This is a genomic window from Thermostichus sp. OS-CIW-26, assembly GCF_054058395.1.
Genome location: NZ_JBSSAG010000048.1, coordinates 1 through 18,111 on the forward strand (window position 1 = coordinate 1; position 18,111 = coordinate 18,111).

General features: G+C 60.8%; 15 protein-coding genes and 1 tRNA gene. 6 read left to right on the forward strand and 10 right to left on the reverse strand.

The genetic code is table 11. The annotated features are described in order from the left end of the window. Window positions 1-115: 115 nt before the first annotated feature. The 3 genes from ACVW0C_RS13295 to ACVW0C_RS13305 all read left to right on the forward strand — a co-directional run bounded on the left by ACVW0C_RS13295 (window position 116) and on the right by ACVW0C_RS13305 (window position 2,224). Window positions 116-727: a Jag family protein gene (locus tag ACVW0C_RS13295; RefSeq protein ID WP_457385859.1), complete on the forward strand. Its 612-nt coding sequence runs from the start codon at window positions 116-118 to the stop codon at window positions 725-727. A gap of 89 nt (window positions 728-816) precedes the next feature. Continuing rightward, complete coding sequence (locus tag ACVW0C_RS13300) at window positions 817-1,305, forward strand: YceD family protein (RefSeq protein WP_011433815.1); 489 nt, start codon at window positions 817-819, stop codon at window positions 1,303-1,305. Between the two features lie 10 nt (window positions 1,306-1,315). After that, entirely contained in the window at window positions 1,316-2,224 is a 909-nt protein-coding gene (locus tag ACVW0C_RS13305; protein ID WP_457385861.1) for a homogentisate phytyltransferase, read from the forward strand. A gap of 49 nt (window positions 2,225-2,273) precedes the next feature. Here the strand turns inward: ACVW0C_RS13305 and ACVW0C_RS13310 are convergent, their stop codons facing one another. Then, window positions 2,274-3,074: a photosystem II S4 domain protein gene (locus tag ACVW0C_RS13310; RefSeq protein WP_457385863.1), complete on the reverse strand. Its 801-nt coding sequence runs from the start codon at window positions 3,072-3,074 to the stop codon at window positions 2,274-2,276. Window positions 3,075-3,142: 68 nt separating this feature from the next. On the opposite strand from ACVW0C_RS13310, the gene ACVW0C_RS13315 reads away from it, so the two are divergent. After that, window positions 3,143-3,215 (forward strand) — tRNA-His (locus ACVW0C_RS13315). Between the two features lie 309 nt (window positions 3,216-3,524). Here the strand turns inward: ACVW0C_RS13315 and ACVW0C_RS13320 are convergent. From ACVW0C_RS13320 to ACVW0C_RS13335, 4 genes are all read right to left on the reverse strand, one after another. Continuing rightward, complete coding sequence (locus ACVW0C_RS13320) at window positions 3,525-5,621, reverse strand: hydantoinase/oxoprolinase family protein (RefSeq protein ID WP_457385865.1); 2,097 nt, start codon at window positions 5,619-5,621, stop codon at window positions 3,525-3,527. A gap of 14 nt (window positions 5,622-5,635) precedes the next feature. Continuing rightward, window positions 5,636-6,886 (reverse strand): DUF815 domain-containing protein, encoded by a 1,251-nt coding sequence (locus ACVW0C_RS13325; RefSeq protein ID WP_457385867.1) that lies wholly within the window; start codon window positions 6,884-6,886, stop codon window positions 5,636-5,638. Between the two features lie 90 nt (window positions 6,887-6,976). After that, window positions 6,977-7,267, reverse strand: coding sequence for a hypothetical protein (locus tag ACVW0C_RS13330; RefSeq protein WP_457385869.1), 291 nt, complete (start codon window positions 7,265-7,267; stop codon window positions 6,977-6,979). A gap of 65 nt (window positions 7,268-7,332) precedes the next feature. Further along, window positions 7,333-9,204 carry an FAD-dependent oxidoreductase gene (locus ACVW0C_RS13335; RefSeq protein ID WP_457385870.1) on the reverse strand — a complete coding sequence of 624 codons (1,872 nt, stop codon included), beginning with the start codon at window positions 9,202-9,204 and terminating at the stop codon, window positions 7,333-7,335. A gap of 87 nt (window positions 9,205-9,291) precedes the next feature. Between ACVW0C_RS13335 and metG the strand changes: the two genes are divergently transcribed. Next, window positions 9,292-10,848 (forward strand): methionine--tRNA ligase, encoded by a 1,557-nt coding sequence (gene metG, locus ACVW0C_RS13340; protein ID WP_457385872.1) that lies wholly within the window; start codon window positions 9,292-9,294, stop codon window positions 10,846-10,848. Here the strand turns inward: metG and ACVW0C_RS13345 are convergent. From ACVW0C_RS13345 to ACVW0C_RS13360, 4 genes are all read right to left on the reverse strand, one after another. Beyond that, window positions 10,845-11,393, reverse strand: a complete 549-nt coding sequence (locus ACVW0C_RS13345) for a hypothetical protein (protein ID WP_457385874.1) — start codon at window positions 11,391-11,393, stop codon at window positions 10,845-10,847. The two genes, metG and ACVW0C_RS13345, sit on opposite strands and share 4 nt — an antisense overlap. Then, complete coding sequence (locus tag ACVW0C_RS13350; RefSeq protein WP_011433806.1) at window positions 11,390-11,761, reverse strand: YtxH domain-containing protein; 372 nt, start codon at window positions 11,759-11,761, stop codon at window positions 11,390-11,392. Before ACVW0C_RS13350 ends, ACVW0C_RS13345 begins: the two co-directional genes overlap by 4 nt. 96 nt (window positions 11,762-11,857) lie before the next feature. Next, window positions 11,858-14,296, reverse strand: coding sequence for a primosomal protein N' (gene priA, locus ACVW0C_RS13355; RefSeq protein ID WP_457385876.1), 2,439 nt, complete (start codon window positions 14,294-14,296; stop codon window positions 11,858-11,860). Window positions 14,297-14,304: 8 nt separating this feature from the next. Then, a complete protein-coding gene (locus tag ACVW0C_RS13360) occupies window positions 14,305-15,573 on the reverse strand; it encodes a coiled-coil domain-containing protein (RefSeq protein ID WP_414357360.1) in 1,269 nt (422 codons plus the stop codon). A 685-nt stretch (window positions 15,574-16,258) separates the two neighbouring features. Between ACVW0C_RS13360 and ACVW0C_RS13365 the strand changes: the two genes are divergently transcribed. After that, complete coding sequence (locus ACVW0C_RS13365) at window positions 16,259-17,812, forward strand: TolC family protein (protein WP_457385878.1); 1,554 nt, start codon at window positions 16,259-16,261, stop codon at window positions 17,810-17,812. A 169-nt stretch (window positions 17,813-17,981) separates the two neighbouring features. Here ACVW0C_RS13365 and ACVW0C_RS13370 read toward each other — a convergent pair. Further along, window positions 17,982-18,111, reverse strand: a 130-nt coding sequence (locus ACVW0C_RS13370; protein WP_457385880.1) for a zinc ribbon domain-containing protein, incomplete at its 5' end; no start/stop codon positions are given.

An 18,111-nucleotide genomic window follows, 5' to 3' on the forward strand; every position in this document is an offset into this window, starting at 1 on the left:
AAACAGAAAGATCAACTGGTAGTAATCCGTACTGAACATATTATACATTATTTTCAGTATAGTTGAGCTTATTATTGACTAGAGTCATGCTCTTCAAAGTTGGAAGCTGCCCAGGATGAGCCGTCCTAAGTCTTCTACGGGATCTGCTGCTAAGAAATCTGAGGGAACCGTTGCCCCTTCGCCAAACAAGTCCACCTTTGCGGCCAATCAAGAGCGAGCCAGGCAGTGGTTACAGCAGGTGCTGGCGGCTATGGGGATCCCAGCGGCGGTGCGGGTGGTGGGGGAGGTGCTGGAAATCGAGGCGTCTTCTTTGACCCCAGCTCAGAAGCGGCTGCTGTTGGCGAAAGCCCCCCCCTTGCCCTCTCCATCTTCCAGAGATTCCCCTCAAGAGGAGGATCGCTCCCCCGTGGTGCTGGATGCGTTGCAGTACCTGGCCAACACCCTTCTCAACCTGAACCAGCCGGAAGACCAGCAGCAGCCCTACATTTTGGATTTGGACGGCTATCGGCAGCGGCGTTTGCAGGAGCTGAAGGTTTTGGTTGCCGCTGCTGTGGAAAAGGTGAGGGCCACTGGCCGGGAATACGAGTTTCCCGATCTCTCGGCTGCCGAGCGTCGGCAAATTCATACTCTCTTGAATGACCCTGCCTATGCCGATCTGGAAACTTTCAGCCGTGGCAAAGAGCCTGACCGGCGCTTGGTTATCCGTCGGGCAGCTTCCCCATCTTGAGAGTGGGCAGAGGGCTGGGAACAAGTTGGCCCTCTTGCTACGGTGACGACAGGGATCCCTGCTACCCAAAACGCGTGAAGGGGGGTGCCATGCTGAGGCCAATTCGTCTATCGGATCTGCGGCAGATGCCGGATCAAACCCAAGAATTGCAGTTTAGGCAGTTTTTTTCGGGCTTTGAGAGTTTGACCCCTGTGGAGGGATCCCTGGAAGTCAGCCATCGGGGCCATTTTCTCGAAGTGAGTGCTGAAGCTCGTACCATTGTCACCCTCACCTGCCACCGCTGCCTCCAGCAGTTCAACCACCGGCTGCACCTGGAGGTTGAGGAGATCATTTTGATTCGGGATCCCGAACCTCTCCCCTTGGAGCTGGAATTGCAAGACGAAGAAGATCTGCTGGAGAGCCTGCCCCCCAATGGTGAGCTGGATGTCGAAGACTGGATGTACCAGCACCTGCATTTGGAGATGCCCCGCCAGTTGCCCTGCCGTCCCGATTGTCCGGGCATTGCGGTGGAAGCTACAGCACCAACGGCGGATCCCCGCTGGGCAGCCCTAGCTTCTCTCCTGGAAGACTCTCCCTAGCTTTTTTGATTTGCGCCCACAAGTTCTCTGGCGTTTTGCTCGACCCCACACCGTCTACGGCACCAGCGCCAGCGTGGTGGGCCTCTACCTGTTGGCGGGGTTTGTGGCTGCCGGATCCCTGCAACCGGTTCTCTCCGCACTACCCCACCTGGTCTGGGCTTGGGCAGCCTGTTTGGCGGCCAATGTCTACATCGTCGGCTTGAATCAACTGACGGATGTTGAAATCGACCGCATCAACAAGCCCCATTTGCCCTTAGCTGCTGGATCCCTGGGTTGGCGACAGGGGGTGGGGATCGTCGTGGGTTGTGGGGTGGCGTCCGTCCTGCTGGCCATGGCTGGGATCCCCTACCTGCTGCTGACGGTGCTTTTGAGCAATGGGATCGGCACGGCCTATTCGCTGCCCCCCTTGCGGTTGAAGCGTTTTCCGCTGGCAGCCTCGGCTTGCATCTACAGCGTGCGGGGTTTGATCGTCAATTTGGGCCTTTACAGCCATTTTCAGCAGGTGATGCAGGGAAGGGTCGAGCTTTCGGCTGCGATTGTTTGGCTGACGGGGTTTATGTCGATTTTTGGGCTGGTGATCGCCCTTTTCAAAGATATTCCCGACATGGAGGGGGATCGCCAGTTTGCCATTGCCACCTTCTCGCTGCGCTTTGGGCCAGAGCGGATCTCAAGGTTTTGTATCGGCATTTTGGCCTTTTGCTATCTGGGATTTATCGGGGTGGGAATCTCCTTTCTCCTTGCGGGCAACGGCCTCTGGCTGTTGGTGAGCCATGTGTTGGGGCTGGGGATCCTCTTGGGCTATGGTGTCCATCTGGATCTCAGCCGTCGGGAGGCGATTGTTGGCTATTATCAACTGATCTGGAAGTTGTTTTACTTGGAGTATTTGCTTTATCCCTGGGCCTTTTTCTCTTTTTTCTAGAGCATTTTCCTGGAGGTAACGATCTCCCCAAACTCAGACAGGAAAAAATCTAGAGATACCGCCTCATTTGCACTCGAAAGCGGCCTTTTTTCGTTTCGGCTACCTCTTCGATTTGCAGCCGACCCCGACCGCGAATGGCAATCCAATCCTGAGGGCCAACGGTGTAGCTGGCTTGGGTAATGGGCTTCCAGTTGACCCGCACTTCCCCCCGTTGGATTTCTTCCACCATTTTGCTGCGGGAGATGCCAAACCCAGCTGAGGCTACCGCATCCAGGCGCAAAGAGGCTTCCACGCTGGTGATGGATTTGACGCGGGGGGGTTGAATGTTCAACTGGCTCAGGGGGATCCGGCCTACTTTGACAGGCACTGTGCGCACCTGAGTCAGGTTTAGGGTGAGGTAGTCCACCATTTCGGGCACAACGATGGCCTGGGCGCCTGAGTCTCCCAACACAAGGATGTCTCCCACTTTCTCGCGGGCGATGCCGGACGCCAACAGGGCTCCCAGAAAATCGCGGTGGGTGGCCGGGTCGAAGAGAAAGTTGCCTTGAATCTGAATGGCGGCCAATGGGATCCCTTCTTGGTCGGGCTTGGGATCCCGGACATCCAGACCCACCTCAGAGCGGGCCAGGGCTATGCGTTGGCGTTCTGCTTGGGGGTACCCTCCCCAGGCCCCCACTTGCAGTTCGGTCAAGTTGCACAGCCGAGCTTGCACCTCTGCTATTTCCGGTGGCGAGAGGAAGTCGCTCCAGACCACTTGCCAGGTCTTGAGGGCTTGCTCTCCCAAATCCAAGACCCGTGCCAAGGTTTCTCGATGCTCTGCCCCTTGCAACAAATCGGCTCTGGGTAGCATTTGGGGTGCTTCGACCTCTGTGGTTCAGTCCCGTTTTTCCCATGCTAAGCTAGATAGCCGGAATCACGGCGGGCGTAGCCAAGCGGTTAAGGCAGAGGATTGTGGATCCTCCATTCGTGGGTTCGAGTCCCATCGTCCGCCCTTGAGGGAAATCGCGAAAATCCAGTCAGGGCAAGGGCTGCAGAGGCCAGTCCATCTATCTAGACCCTGCCCAATGAAAACAAGCAACACCCCATCTGGACGCAAAAATCGTGAAGGGAGTCGTCAAGGCAATCTGCAGCCCCTGGCTCTCCCTCTCAAAACAAACTCTGCTGTGGTCTTTCAGGTTAGGGTGAGCTTCTGGCCCCCTGCATTATTGCTCCGCAACGCCGACGCGAGCAACGTTTTGGGTGTGGGCACAGTATCCTAGTTTGAATCGAAATGACCATGACGCTCTGCTTGCGGATGGACTTACCAGGACTTTGTTCCGCTATCGCGAACACAGCTCAAGATTAGGGTTCCCACTTCGTCAATGACCCCCGTCCAATCGGCTTCGATCACCGCAGTTGCCTCCGGCATCTCGACAATTGCCGGCCCGCGCAGTTGAAACCCCACACCCATGCGCTGCCGATCGTAAACCGGCACCAGGCGCATCCTGCCCCCAAACCATGCCTCTCGCCGACCCTTGAGGGGATCCCCTGGCAAAGGGTGGGGTGCAGTCAAAGGCACGGTGGGTAGGGCCTGCACCGCCTGTAGACGCAACTGAATCACCTCCACCGGCTGGGCCAAATCCTGCCATCCATAGCGTTGTCGGTGGGCCTGGTGAAACTGTTGCTCCAGATGAGGAATCGGATCTGACAACTGCACCGGGATCTCCAACTCAAAAGACTGGCCGCGATAGCGCAAGTCCAAGCTGAAGTGCAGCGCCGGATCCTGCAGATCGGCTCTCGCCTGGCGGATCAGGGGTTCTGCCCATTGAGCCAGCAGGGATCCCCCTGAAGCGGACGTGAGCTGCCGCAGAGATTGGAGGATGGCCCGCCGATAGTCTCGCCGCAGATCTGCCAAAGCCATTCCCAGCGCCGAGAGCACCCCACAGGCAGCCGGGATCAAGATCGTGCGGATGCCCAGCTCTTCTGCCAAAGCACAGGCATGCATGGGCCCGGCTCCGCCGAAGGCCAACAGGGCAAAATCGGCGGGATCCAAACCCCGCTCCACGCTGATCACCCGCAAGGCCCGCGACATAGCGACGTTGGCCAAGGTGCGAATGCCAACGGCAGTTTCCTGCAAGCTCAAACCCAAGGGATCCGCCAGCGTGGCAATAGCCTGTTCCGCCAGCTCCCGCCGTAGCTGCACCGAGTTGCCCAGCCGCCCGCCATCCGGCAGGTACCCCAGCCAGAGGTTGGCATCAGTAACCGTCGGAGCTGTTCCCCCCCGACCGTAGCAGGCCGGCCCAGGGTTGGATCCGGCACTCTCTGGCCCCACCTGGAGCCCACCGCCGGGCAGCAAATAGGCCAGGGATCCGCCGCCGGCACTGACGGTGTGGATGTCAATTTGGGGCTGTTGCACGGGCAAGCCACACACCACCGCTGCGGGAGTAACCTGGGGGATCCCATCTTGGATCAAGGCCACATCTGTGCTGGTTCCCCCCATATCGAAGCTGAGCAAGTGGGGGTAGCCACTCAGCCGACCCAGATAGGCCGCCCCGTAAACTCCGCCTGCCGGCCCTGAGAGCAAAGCCACCGAAGCATGGGCCGCCGCCTGAGGGATGGAGGTCACCCCGCCGGAAGACTGCATGATCAAGGGCTGGGGGATCCCTCGCTCCCGACATCCTTGGGCCAAGCGGTGCAGGTAGCCCGCCAGTGCCGGGCTGAGGTAGGCATCGATGGCGGTGGTGCTGAAGCGCTCGTATTCGCGGAACTCCGGTGCCACCTCGCAAGAGAGGGAAAGGTGCAGATCGGGAAAGGCCTGTCGCAAGGCCGTCCCCAGCCGCTGTTCGTGCTCTGGGTAGAGAAAAGAAAACAAGAACCCCACCCCAATGGCGCGGATCCCGTCCCGCTGCACCCGTTCCCCCACCTCCTGCACCACTCGCTGGATTTCGGCATCGGTGAGCGGCTCCAACACTCCGCCTGCGCTGCAGCGCTCCTTCACCTCCAGGCAGTGGTGGCGGGGCACCACCGGCTCCGGCTTGGGCTGGGTCAGGTCATACAGAGAGGGGCGGTTTTGGCGGGCAATGGCCAGCACATCTCGAAAGCCCGCCGTGGTTAGAAAGAGGGTTGGGGATCCCTTGCGCTCCAGCAGCGCGTTGGTGGCCACCGTCATGCCATGGCAGAACAGGTCAACCCGGAGCTCTCCTTGGAGCGCCCCCAGCTTGTCCAGCGCCGCAAAGACTCCCTCCTCAGGGCTGGGGGTAGACAGCACCTTCGCCGTCTGCATCTGGCCATCCTGCAAGAGCACCAGATCGGTAAAGGTGCCCCCCACATCGATCCCCAGGCGGGCCAAGCCTCGGCTTGCTTCCGTCTGATCCAGATTGGCCGGATCGAGGTTGCTACCCAACGCTGATGCGACCATGGCTTCTATCGCTTCTATAGTCCATCGCTGTCCTTCACCAGCCCTGCCCGAACGGCATCCAAGAACTGGCGGGCAGTGCGACCGGAAAAGCCGTTTTGCTGTTGGGCCCAGATTAAGGCCTGGCGGCGCAGGGCATCCAGAGATTGGGTGAAACCCAGCCGCTGGGCCAAGTGTTCTACGGTTGCCAGGTAATCTCCCTGGGTGAAGGGGGTGAAGGTGAGGGTGAGGCCGAAGCGATCCCGCAGCGACAGCTTTTCCTGTACGGTATCCCAGGCGTGGACTTCTTGATCTTGGGGATTGGGACGGTCGCCAAAAAACTCGCGGATGAGATGGCGGCGGTTGCTGGTGGCATAAAGGCGCACGTTGGGGGGCGGCGCAACGAGATCCCCCTCCAGGAGCACCTTGAGCTGCTTAAACTCGGTTTCCTCTGCCTCAAAGGAGAGATCGTCCACAAACAAGATAAAAGGCAACACCTGCGCCCGCAGCTCTGCCAAAATTTCCGGCAACTGAACCAAGTCAGTTCGTCGCAGCTCCAATAGGCGCAACCCCTGCGGGCCGTAGCGGCGCAACAAGGCCTTCACCAGGGAAGACTTGCCCGTACCCCGCGCCCCGTAGAGCAACACATGCAGGGCCGGATCCCCCCGCAGCAGGGCTTCGGTGTTGGCCGCCAACTGCTGTTTCTGCCGTTCGTAGCCGTAGATCTCCTCCCAGTCAGACAGATCGGGAGCAGGGATCCCTTCTAGCCCTGCTGGCCCCCAGCGAAAGGCCCAGTAGCGACCACAGAGCCCTACCCCCCTTTGGCGATAGTGGGCAATCAAGTCCTCCAGGCTCAGGCCCCAATCGGCAAAAGAGCGGGGATCCCAGCCAGCGCTATCGGTTTCCCCATCGGGCCAGGGGATCCCCAACCCCAACGCCTGCATCTGCTCGGCAATGGTCTCCTGACTGTCCGCTAGGGTTTGCAGACAGCGCAGGTCGTGGCGGGCAGCCTGCATCAGAGGCTCTGGGATCCCTTGGGGCTGCAGCGCTGCACGGGCAAAGGGGTTATCGGCCCAGCGGATCTCCCGGATCAGCCATTGCCGCCAGCTCAGGCCCTGCCGGGCCAAAAGCTCAAACCAGCGCCCGTAGGCCCTCCAGCACGGCAAGGGATCCCCACTCATCAACTGCTGGATTAGCTCCTGCCAGGCTAGGGCTAGGGGGTGGGTGCAGATGTCCCGGAATACCAGCAGCTTGGCCGCTGCTTCTGCTGCTTCTTGGAGGGGGGTCATCGCTTGAAGCCGCTCTAACTTGGCGTTGCTTATCCGCTCCCTAGGGGAGGAGACTGGGGGTAGTTGCGTTAACAACACGGAGCGCTTGAGTTACCTGGCATTGTCCCGCCGGCCCAGTTCATAGAGGCCTCCGCCGACGCAGGCGATCAGGCCGCAGGAGACGGCCCAGCTTTTGCCCAAGGAGATCTCCGTCAGGGCTACCACCAAGCCTGCTGCCAGCAAAAAGGGAAGGGTGCTCAGCAAGGAAGCCAAAGCTCCACTGGGATCCCATAGCAATTGCTTTTCCCAGCTCTCCTGCAGCTTGTGATGCAGCGGCGAAAACCCCCACATTAGCCCTAAGCCCCACAGAGCCGTGGCGGCCCATAAAGAGGGGCGAAGCATCTCCCAGCCCACAAGTCCAACCCCAACGGGATCCACCGGTCAACTCCCAACCCTGCCTTTCTAGGCTAGCGGGATTGGGCCCAATCGGTGGCGGTAATGGTGGTGCCAGGAAATTGAATGGGGTTGCCCAAGCTCTGGATTTGGGCCTGGAGAGCTGGCAACAGCCGCAAATCCAAAAGCGGCTCCTCCACGATCGCCGCCGGGATCAGATCCCGTTCTAGGGCAAAGTGGGCCGTGTGGCCGGCGGCGGTGCCAATGGCCCATTCCACCGGATGCACCCGGTAGGAGGCACTGGCAATGCGGCTGGTGGCGATATTTTTGTTGCCGGCTAGCAGATTGTCAATGCGCTGGGGGATCAGAGCCCGCAGGGGGATCTGGTAAGGGTAGCTGGGGGCCTGCGCGTCTTTGTTGTTGCTGGGGGGCAGGGAAAAACCCGGCAGCAGGCAATCGTGAAAGTCGATGGGGTACTGGCCCACCCCCACCGAGTCGTAGAAGATGAAGGGCCGCCCGCGGTTTAGCTCCGATTCCCGTGTGGTGATGTCCGACTCGTAGATGGTAAATCCTTCTGGGTGGGAGAGGCTGGGCCGACCAATGATGCGCCGCGACTCGCGGATATAAGGGTACTTGGAGAGGCCGCTGGCAGTTCCCATGGGGGTATTGGGCCCCCGTAGGTAGGCATAGCGCAAGTAGAAGTCTTTTTGAAAATTGGGATCCTCCTGTTGCAGGAGAAAATCCGTCCTTCCCGCCACCAGCCAGTAGAAAAAGCCCTTAGCATGCTGCTCAGCTCGCCGCAGGGCTTCCACCCGCAAGCCCCCCATCCAGCCGCCGGGATCCAACTGGCCTGAAGCCTGCAACTGCTCGTGGGTGAGGATGAAATTCTTATCCGGCCCTGTGATGCGCCAGTCGTTGCCCCAAGTCCAGTTTTGCATTGACTGATCCCCCACCCGAATGGCCTCTTCCCCAAAGCCGAACACCTGCCCCCGGATGCGGCGGTAGGTGAAGATCAGCGCAAAGTTGAAGCGAGGGTGTTCGTAACTGTAGTAGGGGCCGTGCAGGGGATCGTTGTAGAACTTCGGCTTGACCGGCACCTGCGGCACGGGGAAGCGCTCCATGACAAAGGTGTAGGTGAAGCCCTGGGTACAGTAGGGATCCACATAGGGCTTGGAGCTGGGTTCCCAGCGGCTTTGGCCATCGGTTCCCAGGCGGTAGGGCACCCGCGCCAGGGGCAGCAGCTCGCCGGTTTCAGTAGCGTCGATCACCACCCAGGGCAGGGTTTTGTCTTGGCGTTCTGGCGGCGGCTCAAAGCGCAGGATCTCCTTGTCCCAGTCCTCGGTGGGTTCTAGACGATAAAAATCGAGAAAGTAGCTGGAGAGATCCCCTCGATTCTCTGGCTGGACGCCGGCGTGTTTGGGGATGTTGCGAATGGCCTGCACACTGCGGATCTGGTAATCCGCAATCTCCAAGTCTTTGACCACCGTCTCCGTAAATAGCCGCAACTGCCCCGACTGCAGATAGGGATCCAACATCTCCCGAATCACCTGGTGGCCCACCTGAGGGGAAAAGCAGAGCACGCTCACCCAGCATTTGCCCGGATTGGGATCCCCGCCGTATTTTTCCCGTACCCGCCGGCGAAACTCGCTGTAGCCTTTGGGGAAGATGTCATTTTCTCGTTGCAGGGGTCGCTCGTCCAAAGCGGAGACTCCCTGGGCGCTCACCTGCCCCCCGATCCAATCGGTGATCTCCGTCATGCACACCTGCCGGCCCAGTTGCAGCGCGTCATAGGCCGCCGCCACCCCCCCCAGCCCACCCCCGGCAATGAAGATCTCACAGGGGATGCGGGTTTCCGGCAAGGGCTGGGCCAGAGCCGCTCCGGCGCCCAGGATCCCTACTCCCAAGGCTACCCTGCTCCACCCCGGAAGGTTGACCTGAAGTTTCATCGAATGACCTCTCCACACCCACGCTACAGCTTGGCCTTTTGGACTTTCCCGCAACCTCTATCATGGGAGAAAGCCTTGGGGATGCTCATGCCGGATTCCACCTTTGTCATCACCACCCCCATCTACTACGTCAACGCCGCTCCCCACATCGGCAGCGCCTACACCACCCTGGTGGCGGATGCCATTGCCCGTTACCATCGCCTGCGGGGCAAGGATGTGCTGATGGTGACGGGAACCGACGAGCACGGCCAGAAGATCCAGCGTACCGCCGAAGAACGGGGCGTTCCGCCGCAGCAGCACTGTGACGAGATTGCGGCTCAGTTTGCCCAGCTTTGGCAGTTGCTAGACATCCGCTACGACCGCTTTATCCGCACCACGGATCCCCGCCACAAGGCCATTGTGCGGGAGTTTTTTCAGCGGGTCTGGGATCAGGGGGATATTTTCGTTGGGCGGCAGCAGGGGTGGTACTGCGTTGCCTGCGAAGAGTTTAAAGACGAGGCGGAGCTGCTAGAAGGTGGGTTTTGCCCTCTGCACCCCACCAAGAAAGTGGAGTGGAAAGATGAAGAAAACTACTTTTTTCGCCTCTCCCGCTACCAGGAAAAGCTGGAAGCCCTCTATGCCGAGCAGCCGGAGTTTATCCAACCAGAAAGCCGCCGCAATGAGGTGATCAACTTTGTCAAGCAGGGCCTGCGGGATTTTTCCATTTCTCGCCCCAGCGTCTCCTGGGGGATCCCTTTTCCGGCGGATCCCGGCCAAACCCTCTACGTCTGGTTTGACGCCCTGATCAACTACATCAGTGCCGCTCTGGATCCTGACGACGAGCCCACCTTGGCAAATGCCCTACGCCGCTACTGGCCTGCGGATGTCCACCTGGTGGGCAAGGATATTGTCCGCTTCCACGCCATTTACTGGCCGGCCATGCTCATGTCCGCAGGTCTGCCTCTGCCCAAACAAATCTTTGGCCACGGCTTTCTCACCAAAGATGGCCTCAAGATGAGCAAAAGCTTGGGGAACACGGTGGATCCCTTTGAGCTGGTGCAGCAATACGGCGCCGATGCCGTGCGCTACTACTTTCTGACGGAAATCGAGCTGGGCAAGGATGGCGATTTCAGCGAGGGCCGCTTCGTTGACGTGCTCAACGCCGATCTGGCCAACGATCTGGGCAATCTGCTCAACCGCACCCTCAACATGCTCAGGAAATATCAATCCGACTACCGCGTTCCCGCCGTCGGGATCCCGGCTGACCACCCTCTCAAAACCTTGGCCGAGACCCTTGCCCCTCTGGTGGCCGCGGCCTACGAGGCGATGGATCCCAGCTCTGCTGCCCGCAAAGCCCTCAGCTTAGCCCAGGCCAGCAACAAATACCTTGATGAGCAGGCTCCTTGGACGCTGCACAAGCAAGGGCAAAACGAACGGGTGGCCCAGATTCTCTACGCCGTTTTGGAAAGTGTGCGCTGGGTGGCAGTGCTGCTCTCGCCCCTCATTCCCGCTCTCAGCCTCAAGATCCTGCAGCAACTGGGGTTCTCCCTCACCGACACCCTGCAACTGCGCTGGGATCCCGATGCGACTTGGGGCCAGCTTCCCCCCGGGCAAGAGCCCCAGCCTCCTACGCCTGTCTTTCAGAAGATCCTGAGGAACGCCTAGGGATTGGCGATGTCCGGTCGGGAAGATTGGGCATCGGGCTGGGATCCCTCTGGTGTGGCTCCGCCGGCAAAAGGGCGGTCACCTCCCAGGGGAAGTGTTGATGAAGCAGCGGAGAAAGAACGGTTGGATGGGTCGGATGGGCGCAGCCGCGGGTTGTGAATCGCGCCAGTGGTGGGGGGCACTTCGCCGGACAGCGTCTGCCAGGCTGCCCGTACCCCTGCCCAAAAGCTGCGGATATTGACTTGGGCGCCCTGGGCTTGGGTGCGTGCTCCTTCGATGGAGCGGTTGACCTGCTTCACCACTTGCCCAGCCCCTTTCACCCCTTCGTCGAGGCTGTCGGCAATCTCGCTCACTTCCAGGCTGGTCAGGCGCAGGGCCTCCAGCGTGGGCGGCAATTCCCGCAGCAGCGTGTCGAAAAAGCGCTCCACGCTCTGGGCAGCTCGACCCAGTTGAATGACGGCAGGTAGTAGGGTCAGGATCACTGCCAAAATGCCCACTGCTACCAGGCCTACCGAGAGGCCGAGCCAAAAGACCGGGTCGTTCATCCCGCCGCCTCCTCCCCATCCCGAGCTTCTAGGTCAGCTTCTTCCCCGCCAAAGGGACGCGAGTTCTGGGCTTGGAGCAGCTCCCTTCGCTTCTGCAACATGGCTTCTTTGCCCACCGCCACTGCCTGCTGCAGCCGCAGCAGAGCCTCATCCAAACTGCGTTGGGCAGCGTCGAACAACTTTTCCGATTGATATTGCAGACTGCTGGTCACATCTTCTGCTACCTCTGGCAGGGCCTCTGCCGATTTCTTCAGCAGTCGCCGCGTTTCCCGTCCGCTGCGGGGAGCCAAGAGCAGGCCGATGGCGGTGCCCACAGCAGTTCCCAGCAACAGCCCACCGATAAACGCACCAGTCCGGTTTTCAGCCATGCTTTGCCAGAGTTGAGTTGGATACGGGTGGCCCCGAAACTAGACTACCTCAAGATCTCTCTAGATCTCTGGGCTCTCTGCTTTCGCCGACCGCCCCTAGAGAATCCGCAGGGGGTCCACATCTATGCTGACGCGGATCCCTTGGGGGGGATGGCCAATGGCGGCCTGGATCTGCGCAGCCAGCTTCGGGCGATCCCAATCTTGGTCGGGCAGTTGCTTCAGCAGGATCTGCCAGCGGTAGCGTCCGGCAACCCGCTCCACCTGAGCTGGCCCCGGCCCCAACACCTCTGCTGGGATCCCCTGTAGGCGTTCGGCCACCCGATAGCAGTAGCGCTCCAGGGCTTCCAGGCGGGTGCTGCTCAAGCGGATCAAAATCAAGGCTCGATGGGGAGGATAGCCCCCCTCTTGCCGTTGTTGCAGTTCTGCCCGCAAGAAGCCCTCGTAATCTTGGGCCAGCACCGCCCTCAAAATTGGGTGCTCCGGCAGATAGGTCTGGATAATCGCCTGTCCCGGCAGGGATCCCCGGCCCGAGCGCCCTGCCACCTGGGTGAGCAGTTGAAAGCTGCGCTCGCCAGCGCGATAGTCGGCTTGGTGCAACAGCCCATCGGCGGCCATCACGCCCACCAAGGTTACCTGGGGTATGTCCAGCCCTTTGGTGAGCATTTGCGTGCCCACCAGCACCTGGGCCTTGCCGCTGCGAAACTGCTCCAGCAAATCGCGATGGGATCCCTTGCGGCGGGTGGCGTCGCTGTCGTAGCGCAAAATTGAGAGCTGCGGCCAATGCTGGTGCAACACTTCCACCACTTTTTGGGTGCCGGTGCCGAAGTGCTTGAGGTAGGGGGATCCACAGGCGGGGCAGCGCTGCGGATGGGGTTGGCGGGCGCCGCAGTAGTGGCAGCGCAGTTCCTGCCCGCCGAGATGGGCCAGATGAAAGGTGAGAGAAACATCACAATGCTCGCAGGTGAGGACAAACCCGCAGCTACGGCACAAGACGAAGGTGCTGTGGCCGCGGCGGGGGACAAAGAGAATGGCCTGTTCCCCTCTGTCCAGCGTCTGCTGCAGGGCCTGGTGTAGACGGCGGCTGAGGATGCTGCGGTTGCCGGCTTGGAGCTCCTGGCGCATGTCCACCAGCTCCAGTTGGGGCAGGGTGGCCGGGATCCCAGCTTGGGGGATGCGCTGCGGCAGGGCCAGCCGGATCCACCGCTGCGGATCCTGCAGATGGGCGGCATAGGTTTCCACCGCTGGGGTTGCACTGCCCAGGACCAGGGGACAACCGGCCAGCTCGGCCCGCCACTCGGCCACCTGACGGGCGTGGTAGCAGGGCTGGGGCTGATCCTGCTTGAAGCTGTCGTCGTGCTCTTCGTCCAAGACGATCAGGCCCAGCTTGGACAAGGGGGCAAACACCGCCGAGCGGGTGCCGATCACCACTTGGGGGGTGGAGGACAGCATCTGCCGCCAGGTGTCGTAGCGCTCGCCCTCGGAGAGGCCGCTGTGGTAGGCCCACACCTGGGATCCCAGCCGCGCCCGAAACCGATCCATCAGTTGCGGGGTAAGGCCGATCTCGGGCACCAGCACCAGCGCCGACCGTCCTTGCTGCAGCACCTGGGCGATCACCTGCAGGTACACTTCCGTTTTCCCAGAACCGGTGACCCCGTGCAGTAAAAACCGCTGGAACCGGCCCAAAGCTTGCCGGATCGCCTCTACCGCCTGGGCCTGGGCGGCCGTCAAGGGCCTGGGCGGATCCCGCCACCCCGGCAGGCTGGCATCTCCCAGCCGCAGCAGTGGGCGCTCGTAGAGGTGGACACGGCCTTTGCGGGCCAACCCCTGCAGAACCGCTCGGCTCACTCCTGCCAGGCGCTCCCACTCGGCGAGCAGCAGCTCTCCCCCCTTCTGCTTGAGGATCTGCAGCGCCTTCTGCTGAGGGAGGCTCAGCCCCTCTGGGGAGTCGTCGGCCAGACTGGCGGCCAGCTGGGTTTTCACCCTGCCCCCCTGTTGCTCCTGCCAAAAGCTCTCCACCCAACCCCGTCGCTGCAGTTCCCGCAGGGCGAGGGCGGCAGTGGGCACCTGCTGTTGCACATAGCGCCAAGACAGCTCTCCCCCTTTGGCCTGAAGCAGCTGCAGCAGGGTTTGGGCAGCCGGCGAACATTCCTCCCCTTCGGCAGGGAGCCTGAGCAAGCGGACACGCCGCTGAGAACGGCTGAGCAAGCCGGGGGGCAATACCGTGCGCACCACCTGGGCCAGAGGGGTGAGGTAATAGTCGGCCACCCGCTGCAGCAGGGGCCAGAATTCTTTGGGCAGGATCCCTTTGGCCACCACCGCCTCGATCTCCCGCACCGACTGCGGATCCACCCCTGCCGGCAGCTCGGAGCGCCAACCCAAGGCCACTGCCCCCGCCATTTGCTGACCAAAGGGTACGCTGAGCAGGTCGCCCGCTTCTGGCGCGGATCCCTCTGGCACACGATAGGTAAAGCAACCCCCCAAATGGGGATGATCCACCCACACTTCCAGCCAGCGGGGAGGAACAGGCTGCAACACGGGATCCCTCACGGACGGGGCAGAAACCTCGGCAGATCGACCGCCCGCTTGCTTGCCCGAGACGGTAGAGGTTGGGCCAGGGGCTGAATTGTAGGCTTGGCAGCAGGGGTTGGAGACAGAGCCTGGCCAAGGGACTCTGTTCGCGTGAGGGCGCTGGAGGTATCGGCCCGAGGTGGGACATCCAAGCCTTTGCGTTCCAAAGCCGCCTTCAAGCTCAGCACATGCATCTGCTGCTGCTCGTATTTTTCTCGGAGAGAGCGGTTTTCTTCCCACAGGGCAGCACGCTCCCCTTGCAGGGCTTTGATCTGCTCTGCTTGCTTCTCCAGTTGCGTGGACAAGGTTGCAATTTCTTCTTGCAGATGGAGAATGGTTGCCTGCGCAGAGCGCAACTGTGGCTGCCAGTCGGGTTGGGCGGCCAACTGCTCCAAGGCAGCCTGCAACTGCCGCTCCATGGCGGAGAGATGCTGCTGGGCTTGGGCGTACTGTTCCTGCAGATGGCGGTGCTCTTGCTGCCAACGGGTAACTTCTGCCTGGGCTTGGGAGAGGGCCACTTGCAGCGCTTCGGCCTGGGCTTGCCACTGCTGTTGAAGCTGCTGCTGCTCCCGGGATCCCTGGCGCAGATGCTCCTGCTGAGCTTGCAAAGCCGCCAATTGAGCTTGGGCTTCGGCCAGGGCTGCTTCTAGCTCTTGCCGTTGTTCCCGCCAGCGCTGCTCGGCCTCGGCTTCCGTCTCGGCATAGCCCGCCAAACGGGCCTCGAGGTGTTCCCGTTGCTCCTGCCAGGCTGCCTGTTGGTCGCTGTACAAAGCCCGCAGGCTGCTCAGCTCCGCCTGAGTTTCGGCAATTTGAGTGCGGGCCAGAGAAAGCTCTGCCTTAAAGCGTTGCAGCATTTCCACCCGCTTTTCCGCCACATCCTGGGCTTCCAGCAGAGAGGCCTGCAGCTCCTGCTGGCGCTGTTCCCATTGACGGCGCTCCTGAGCGTGGGCCAAGCGTAGCTGCTCAATCTGCTCCTGCAGGGCCTCGATATCCTGCCGCTGCCGTTCATTTAAGCGTTGCCGAGCAGCAAGCTGAGCTTCCTGATCCGAGATCTGGACTTTCTGAGCCGCCAAAGTCTGCTGCAACTGTTGCAAGAGATGCTCCCGCTCCTGCAGCGCCTTCTCTTGTTCGGCCACCTTCTGGTGCAAAGCCTGCAGTTGTTCCTGAAGAACTCGCCGCTCTTGGAGCTCGGCTTCGGCTTTGAGCAGACGGCTCTCCAAGGGCTGTTGCTGCCTCAGAGCCAAATGGCGCTCCGTGCTGGGATCCGGTTCGGATGCTGAACAGCCCGCATGAGTCTCTGAAAGGATGGGATCCGAGTCACCTGAAGAGGGAGCACGCATAGATTGAAGGAGAGATGAAGAAGCGGGAGCAAATGATAAAGTTCCCTGCAGTATAGAGAGATTTTTGGGCGGGTTCAAGCCAGAAGGGTGATCTTGTAAAATCTCCTGCTGCTCCGCACGGCGCGGAGTGCTATCGGCCTGTTTTGGCCGCACTCTTGCTTCTGAGGTTCCCAAATCCCCGGACTGGGCAGAAGGGCTTGGCTTACTTTTTTTCGGCCGCGAGGCCCGATCCCGACCGGAAGAGGTCTCCCCTTGCTTGGGCGTGCTCTGAGAGTCTGCCACCTTGCCCCCTTTCATCGCCCACAACACCCACCCCCGCCATCACGGACAGATGGCCCCACCATTCTAAACTGAGTCTAAATCTAAATCGACTCGGTCTCAATCCAAGCGTCTCTGCTGAGTGTAGAGGAGTCCCGCCCGTGCTCGGAGCTCCTGGCAGACGCAGGTCGGCCTCATCGTTGCAGGGGCAAATGCGAGGACTCGCTTCCACTGGCCCGAACAGGGCAGCCAGCGAGCCTGCGGAAAACCGTCTTATCTTTGTCCTTCATTTTGCGATACTGCTAGGGGTGATGTTGAGAATGACCGCACGATGGCGATGCAAAATGGAGCCAGGGATCCGCTTCAACTTCCTCAACAGCAGACGGGCTCGGCGGGATCCCAGTTGAACCTTGCCTGTTCTGCCCCCTGTGGCCTACTGTTGAGCCTGCTCTGGGCTGTCCCTGCTCTTGCTCAGCCGGAATCTCCCAGCTCTGCTGCCTTTGCTCTGCCCAACAGCCGCGAAATCCTCACCCCCCCACCCCCCCCCACCCTATCGATTCCCTCCAACCCTGCTGACCCTACCCCTGCGGCTGACCTGGCTTTGCAGGGGGCTTCCAAGGCTGAAGAATTGGTGGTGCCCCAATCCCCCTTGCAGGTGCGCATTGAGCGAAGGGAGGGCTTGTCTTTGGAAGAAGCTCTGGAGATCGCCGTTGCCCAGAACCCGGCTGTGCAGCAGGCCAGACTGGCCGTCGAGCGGGCCGAGGCCGGGGTAGCTCTAGCTCAAGCTGCCTTTGCTCCCACCCTCTCCAGCCGTGCCAACTACCAGTACAGTGAGGCTCCCTCTCCGGGTGGTGGGCCAAGGCGCGAATCCCACACCCTCTCGGCCAGTGTGGTGCGGGTGGAGTATACCGCTTTTGACAGTGGCCTCAGGGAGCAAAACCTGAAGCTGGCCCAGGAAGCTCTGCGCATCGCCCAACTGCAACTGGAGCAAACGCTGCAGACGGTCAAACAAGCTGTGGCCAACGCCTACTACGATCTGCAAAGCGCGGACGCCAGGGTCGCCATCAGCCAAGCTGCCGTTGAAAGCTCTGAAGCTACTCTGCGGGATGCTCAAGCCCGAGAACGGGCCGGGCTGGGTACCCGCTTTGAGATTCTCCAGGCAGAGACGGAATTGGCCAACAATCGACAAACCTTGCTGGCGGCTCAAAACACCCAACAACTGAATCGCCGCCGCCTGGCCGAACTGCTGAATTTCCCCAGCCCCACCGACGTGTTGGCCAGCGACCGCATTGAGCCGATGGGGGAGTGGGATCTCAGCCTGGAAGAGACCATCATTGCTGCCTTTGCCCAACGACAGGAATTGGAGCGCCGACGCCGAGAATTGGAGCAGGCCCAAAGCCGTGTGCGCCTAGCACAGGCCCGCAATGGCCCCCGAATTGGCTTATTCGCCAGCCTCGATGCCGTTAACGATTTCAACGCCAGCCGCGATAGCTTTGATGTTGGCTATTCGGTCGGAGCCAATTTCAGCTTGACTTGGTTCGATGGGGGAGAAGCGGCTGCCCAAGCCCGCCAAGCTCAGATCGACGGGCAGGTGGCCGTGAGCGATTTCGTCGGCACCCGCAACGAAATCCAGCGGGGGGTGGAAGAAGCCTTCCTGACCCTCAGCTCCAGCCGCGAACAGATCGACTCGGCCAAAGTGGCAATTGCCTCGGCAGAAGAGAGCCTGCGCTTGGCCCGGCTGCGCCTGCAAGCAGGGGTGGGCACCCAAACCGAGGTGATCAATGCTGAAGCTGCCCTCACCACTGCCCGTGGCAACCTTTCCAATGCTGTAATCGCCTACAATCGTGCCCTGGTACAACTGAAACGGGCCATTGGCAGCCTTTGACTTGAGCCTTTCTCCCTCACTCCCAGCCCTTCTTCCAAAAGGAGAGGGGTGCTATGGATACCGCGACGAAACAGTTCTATTCCAACTTGAGCTGTTGTGACATACTCCCGCACTCATGCTGACGCAAAGCGCTCCGCGCCGCTAGCGCGAAAAGGACATTTCCTGCGCTTTAAGGACTACGTCCCGCTGACGCGAAAAGAACGGGATGCCCCACCGCCCTGTGCTTGATGTTGATGGCCGCATGGTGGTCGCGTCCTAGTTCTAGCCCACAATGGGAACAAGAATGCCACCTGTCTTGA

Bases quoted from the DNA above. Each gene is read 5' to 3' on its own strand.
- ACVW0C_RS13295 (WP_457385859.1), top strand. From the start codon at position 116: ATGAGCCGTCCTAAGTCTTCTACGGGATCTGCTGCTAAGAAATCTGAG.
- ACVW0C_RS13300 (WP_011433815.1), top strand. From the start codon at position 817: ATGCTGAGGCCAATTCGTCTATCGGATCTGCGGCAGATGCCGGATCAA.
- ACVW0C_RS13310 (WP_457385863.1), bottom strand. From the start codon at position 3,074: ATGCTACCCAGAGCCGATTTGTTGCAAGGGGCAGAGCATCGAGAAACC.
- ACVW0C_RS13320 (WP_457385865.1), bottom strand. From the start codon at position 5,621: ATGGTCGCATCAGCGTTGGGTAGCAACCTCGATCCGGCCAATCTGGAT.
- ACVW0C_RS13325 (WP_457385867.1), bottom strand. From the start codon at position 6,886: ATGACCCCCCTCCAAGAAGCAGCAGAAGCAGCGGCCAAGCTGCTGGTA.
- ACVW0C_RS13330 (WP_457385869.1), bottom strand. From the start codon at position 7,267: ATGCTTCGCCCCTCTTTATGGGCCGCCACGGCTCTGTGGGGCTTAGGG.
- ACVW0C_RS13335 (WP_457385870.1), bottom strand. From the start codon at position 9,204: ATGAAACTTCAGGTCAACCTTCCGGGGTGGAGCAGGGTAGCCTTGGGA.
- metG (WP_457385872.1), top strand. From the start codon at position 9,292: ATGCCGGATTCCACCTTTGTCATCACCACCCCCATCTACTACGTCAAC.
- ACVW0C_RS13345 (WP_457385874.1), bottom strand. From the start codon at position 11,393: ATGAACGACCCGGTCTTTTGGCTCGGCCTCTCGGTAGGCCTGGTAGCA.
- ACVW0C_RS13350 (WP_011433806.1), bottom strand. From the start codon at position 11,761: ATGGCTGAAAACCGGACTGGTGCGTTTATCGGTGGGCTGTTGCTGGGA.
- ACVW0C_RS13365 (WP_457385878.1), top strand. From the start codon at position 16,259: ATGGCGATGCAAAATGGAGCCAGGGATCCGCTTCAACTTCCTCAACAG.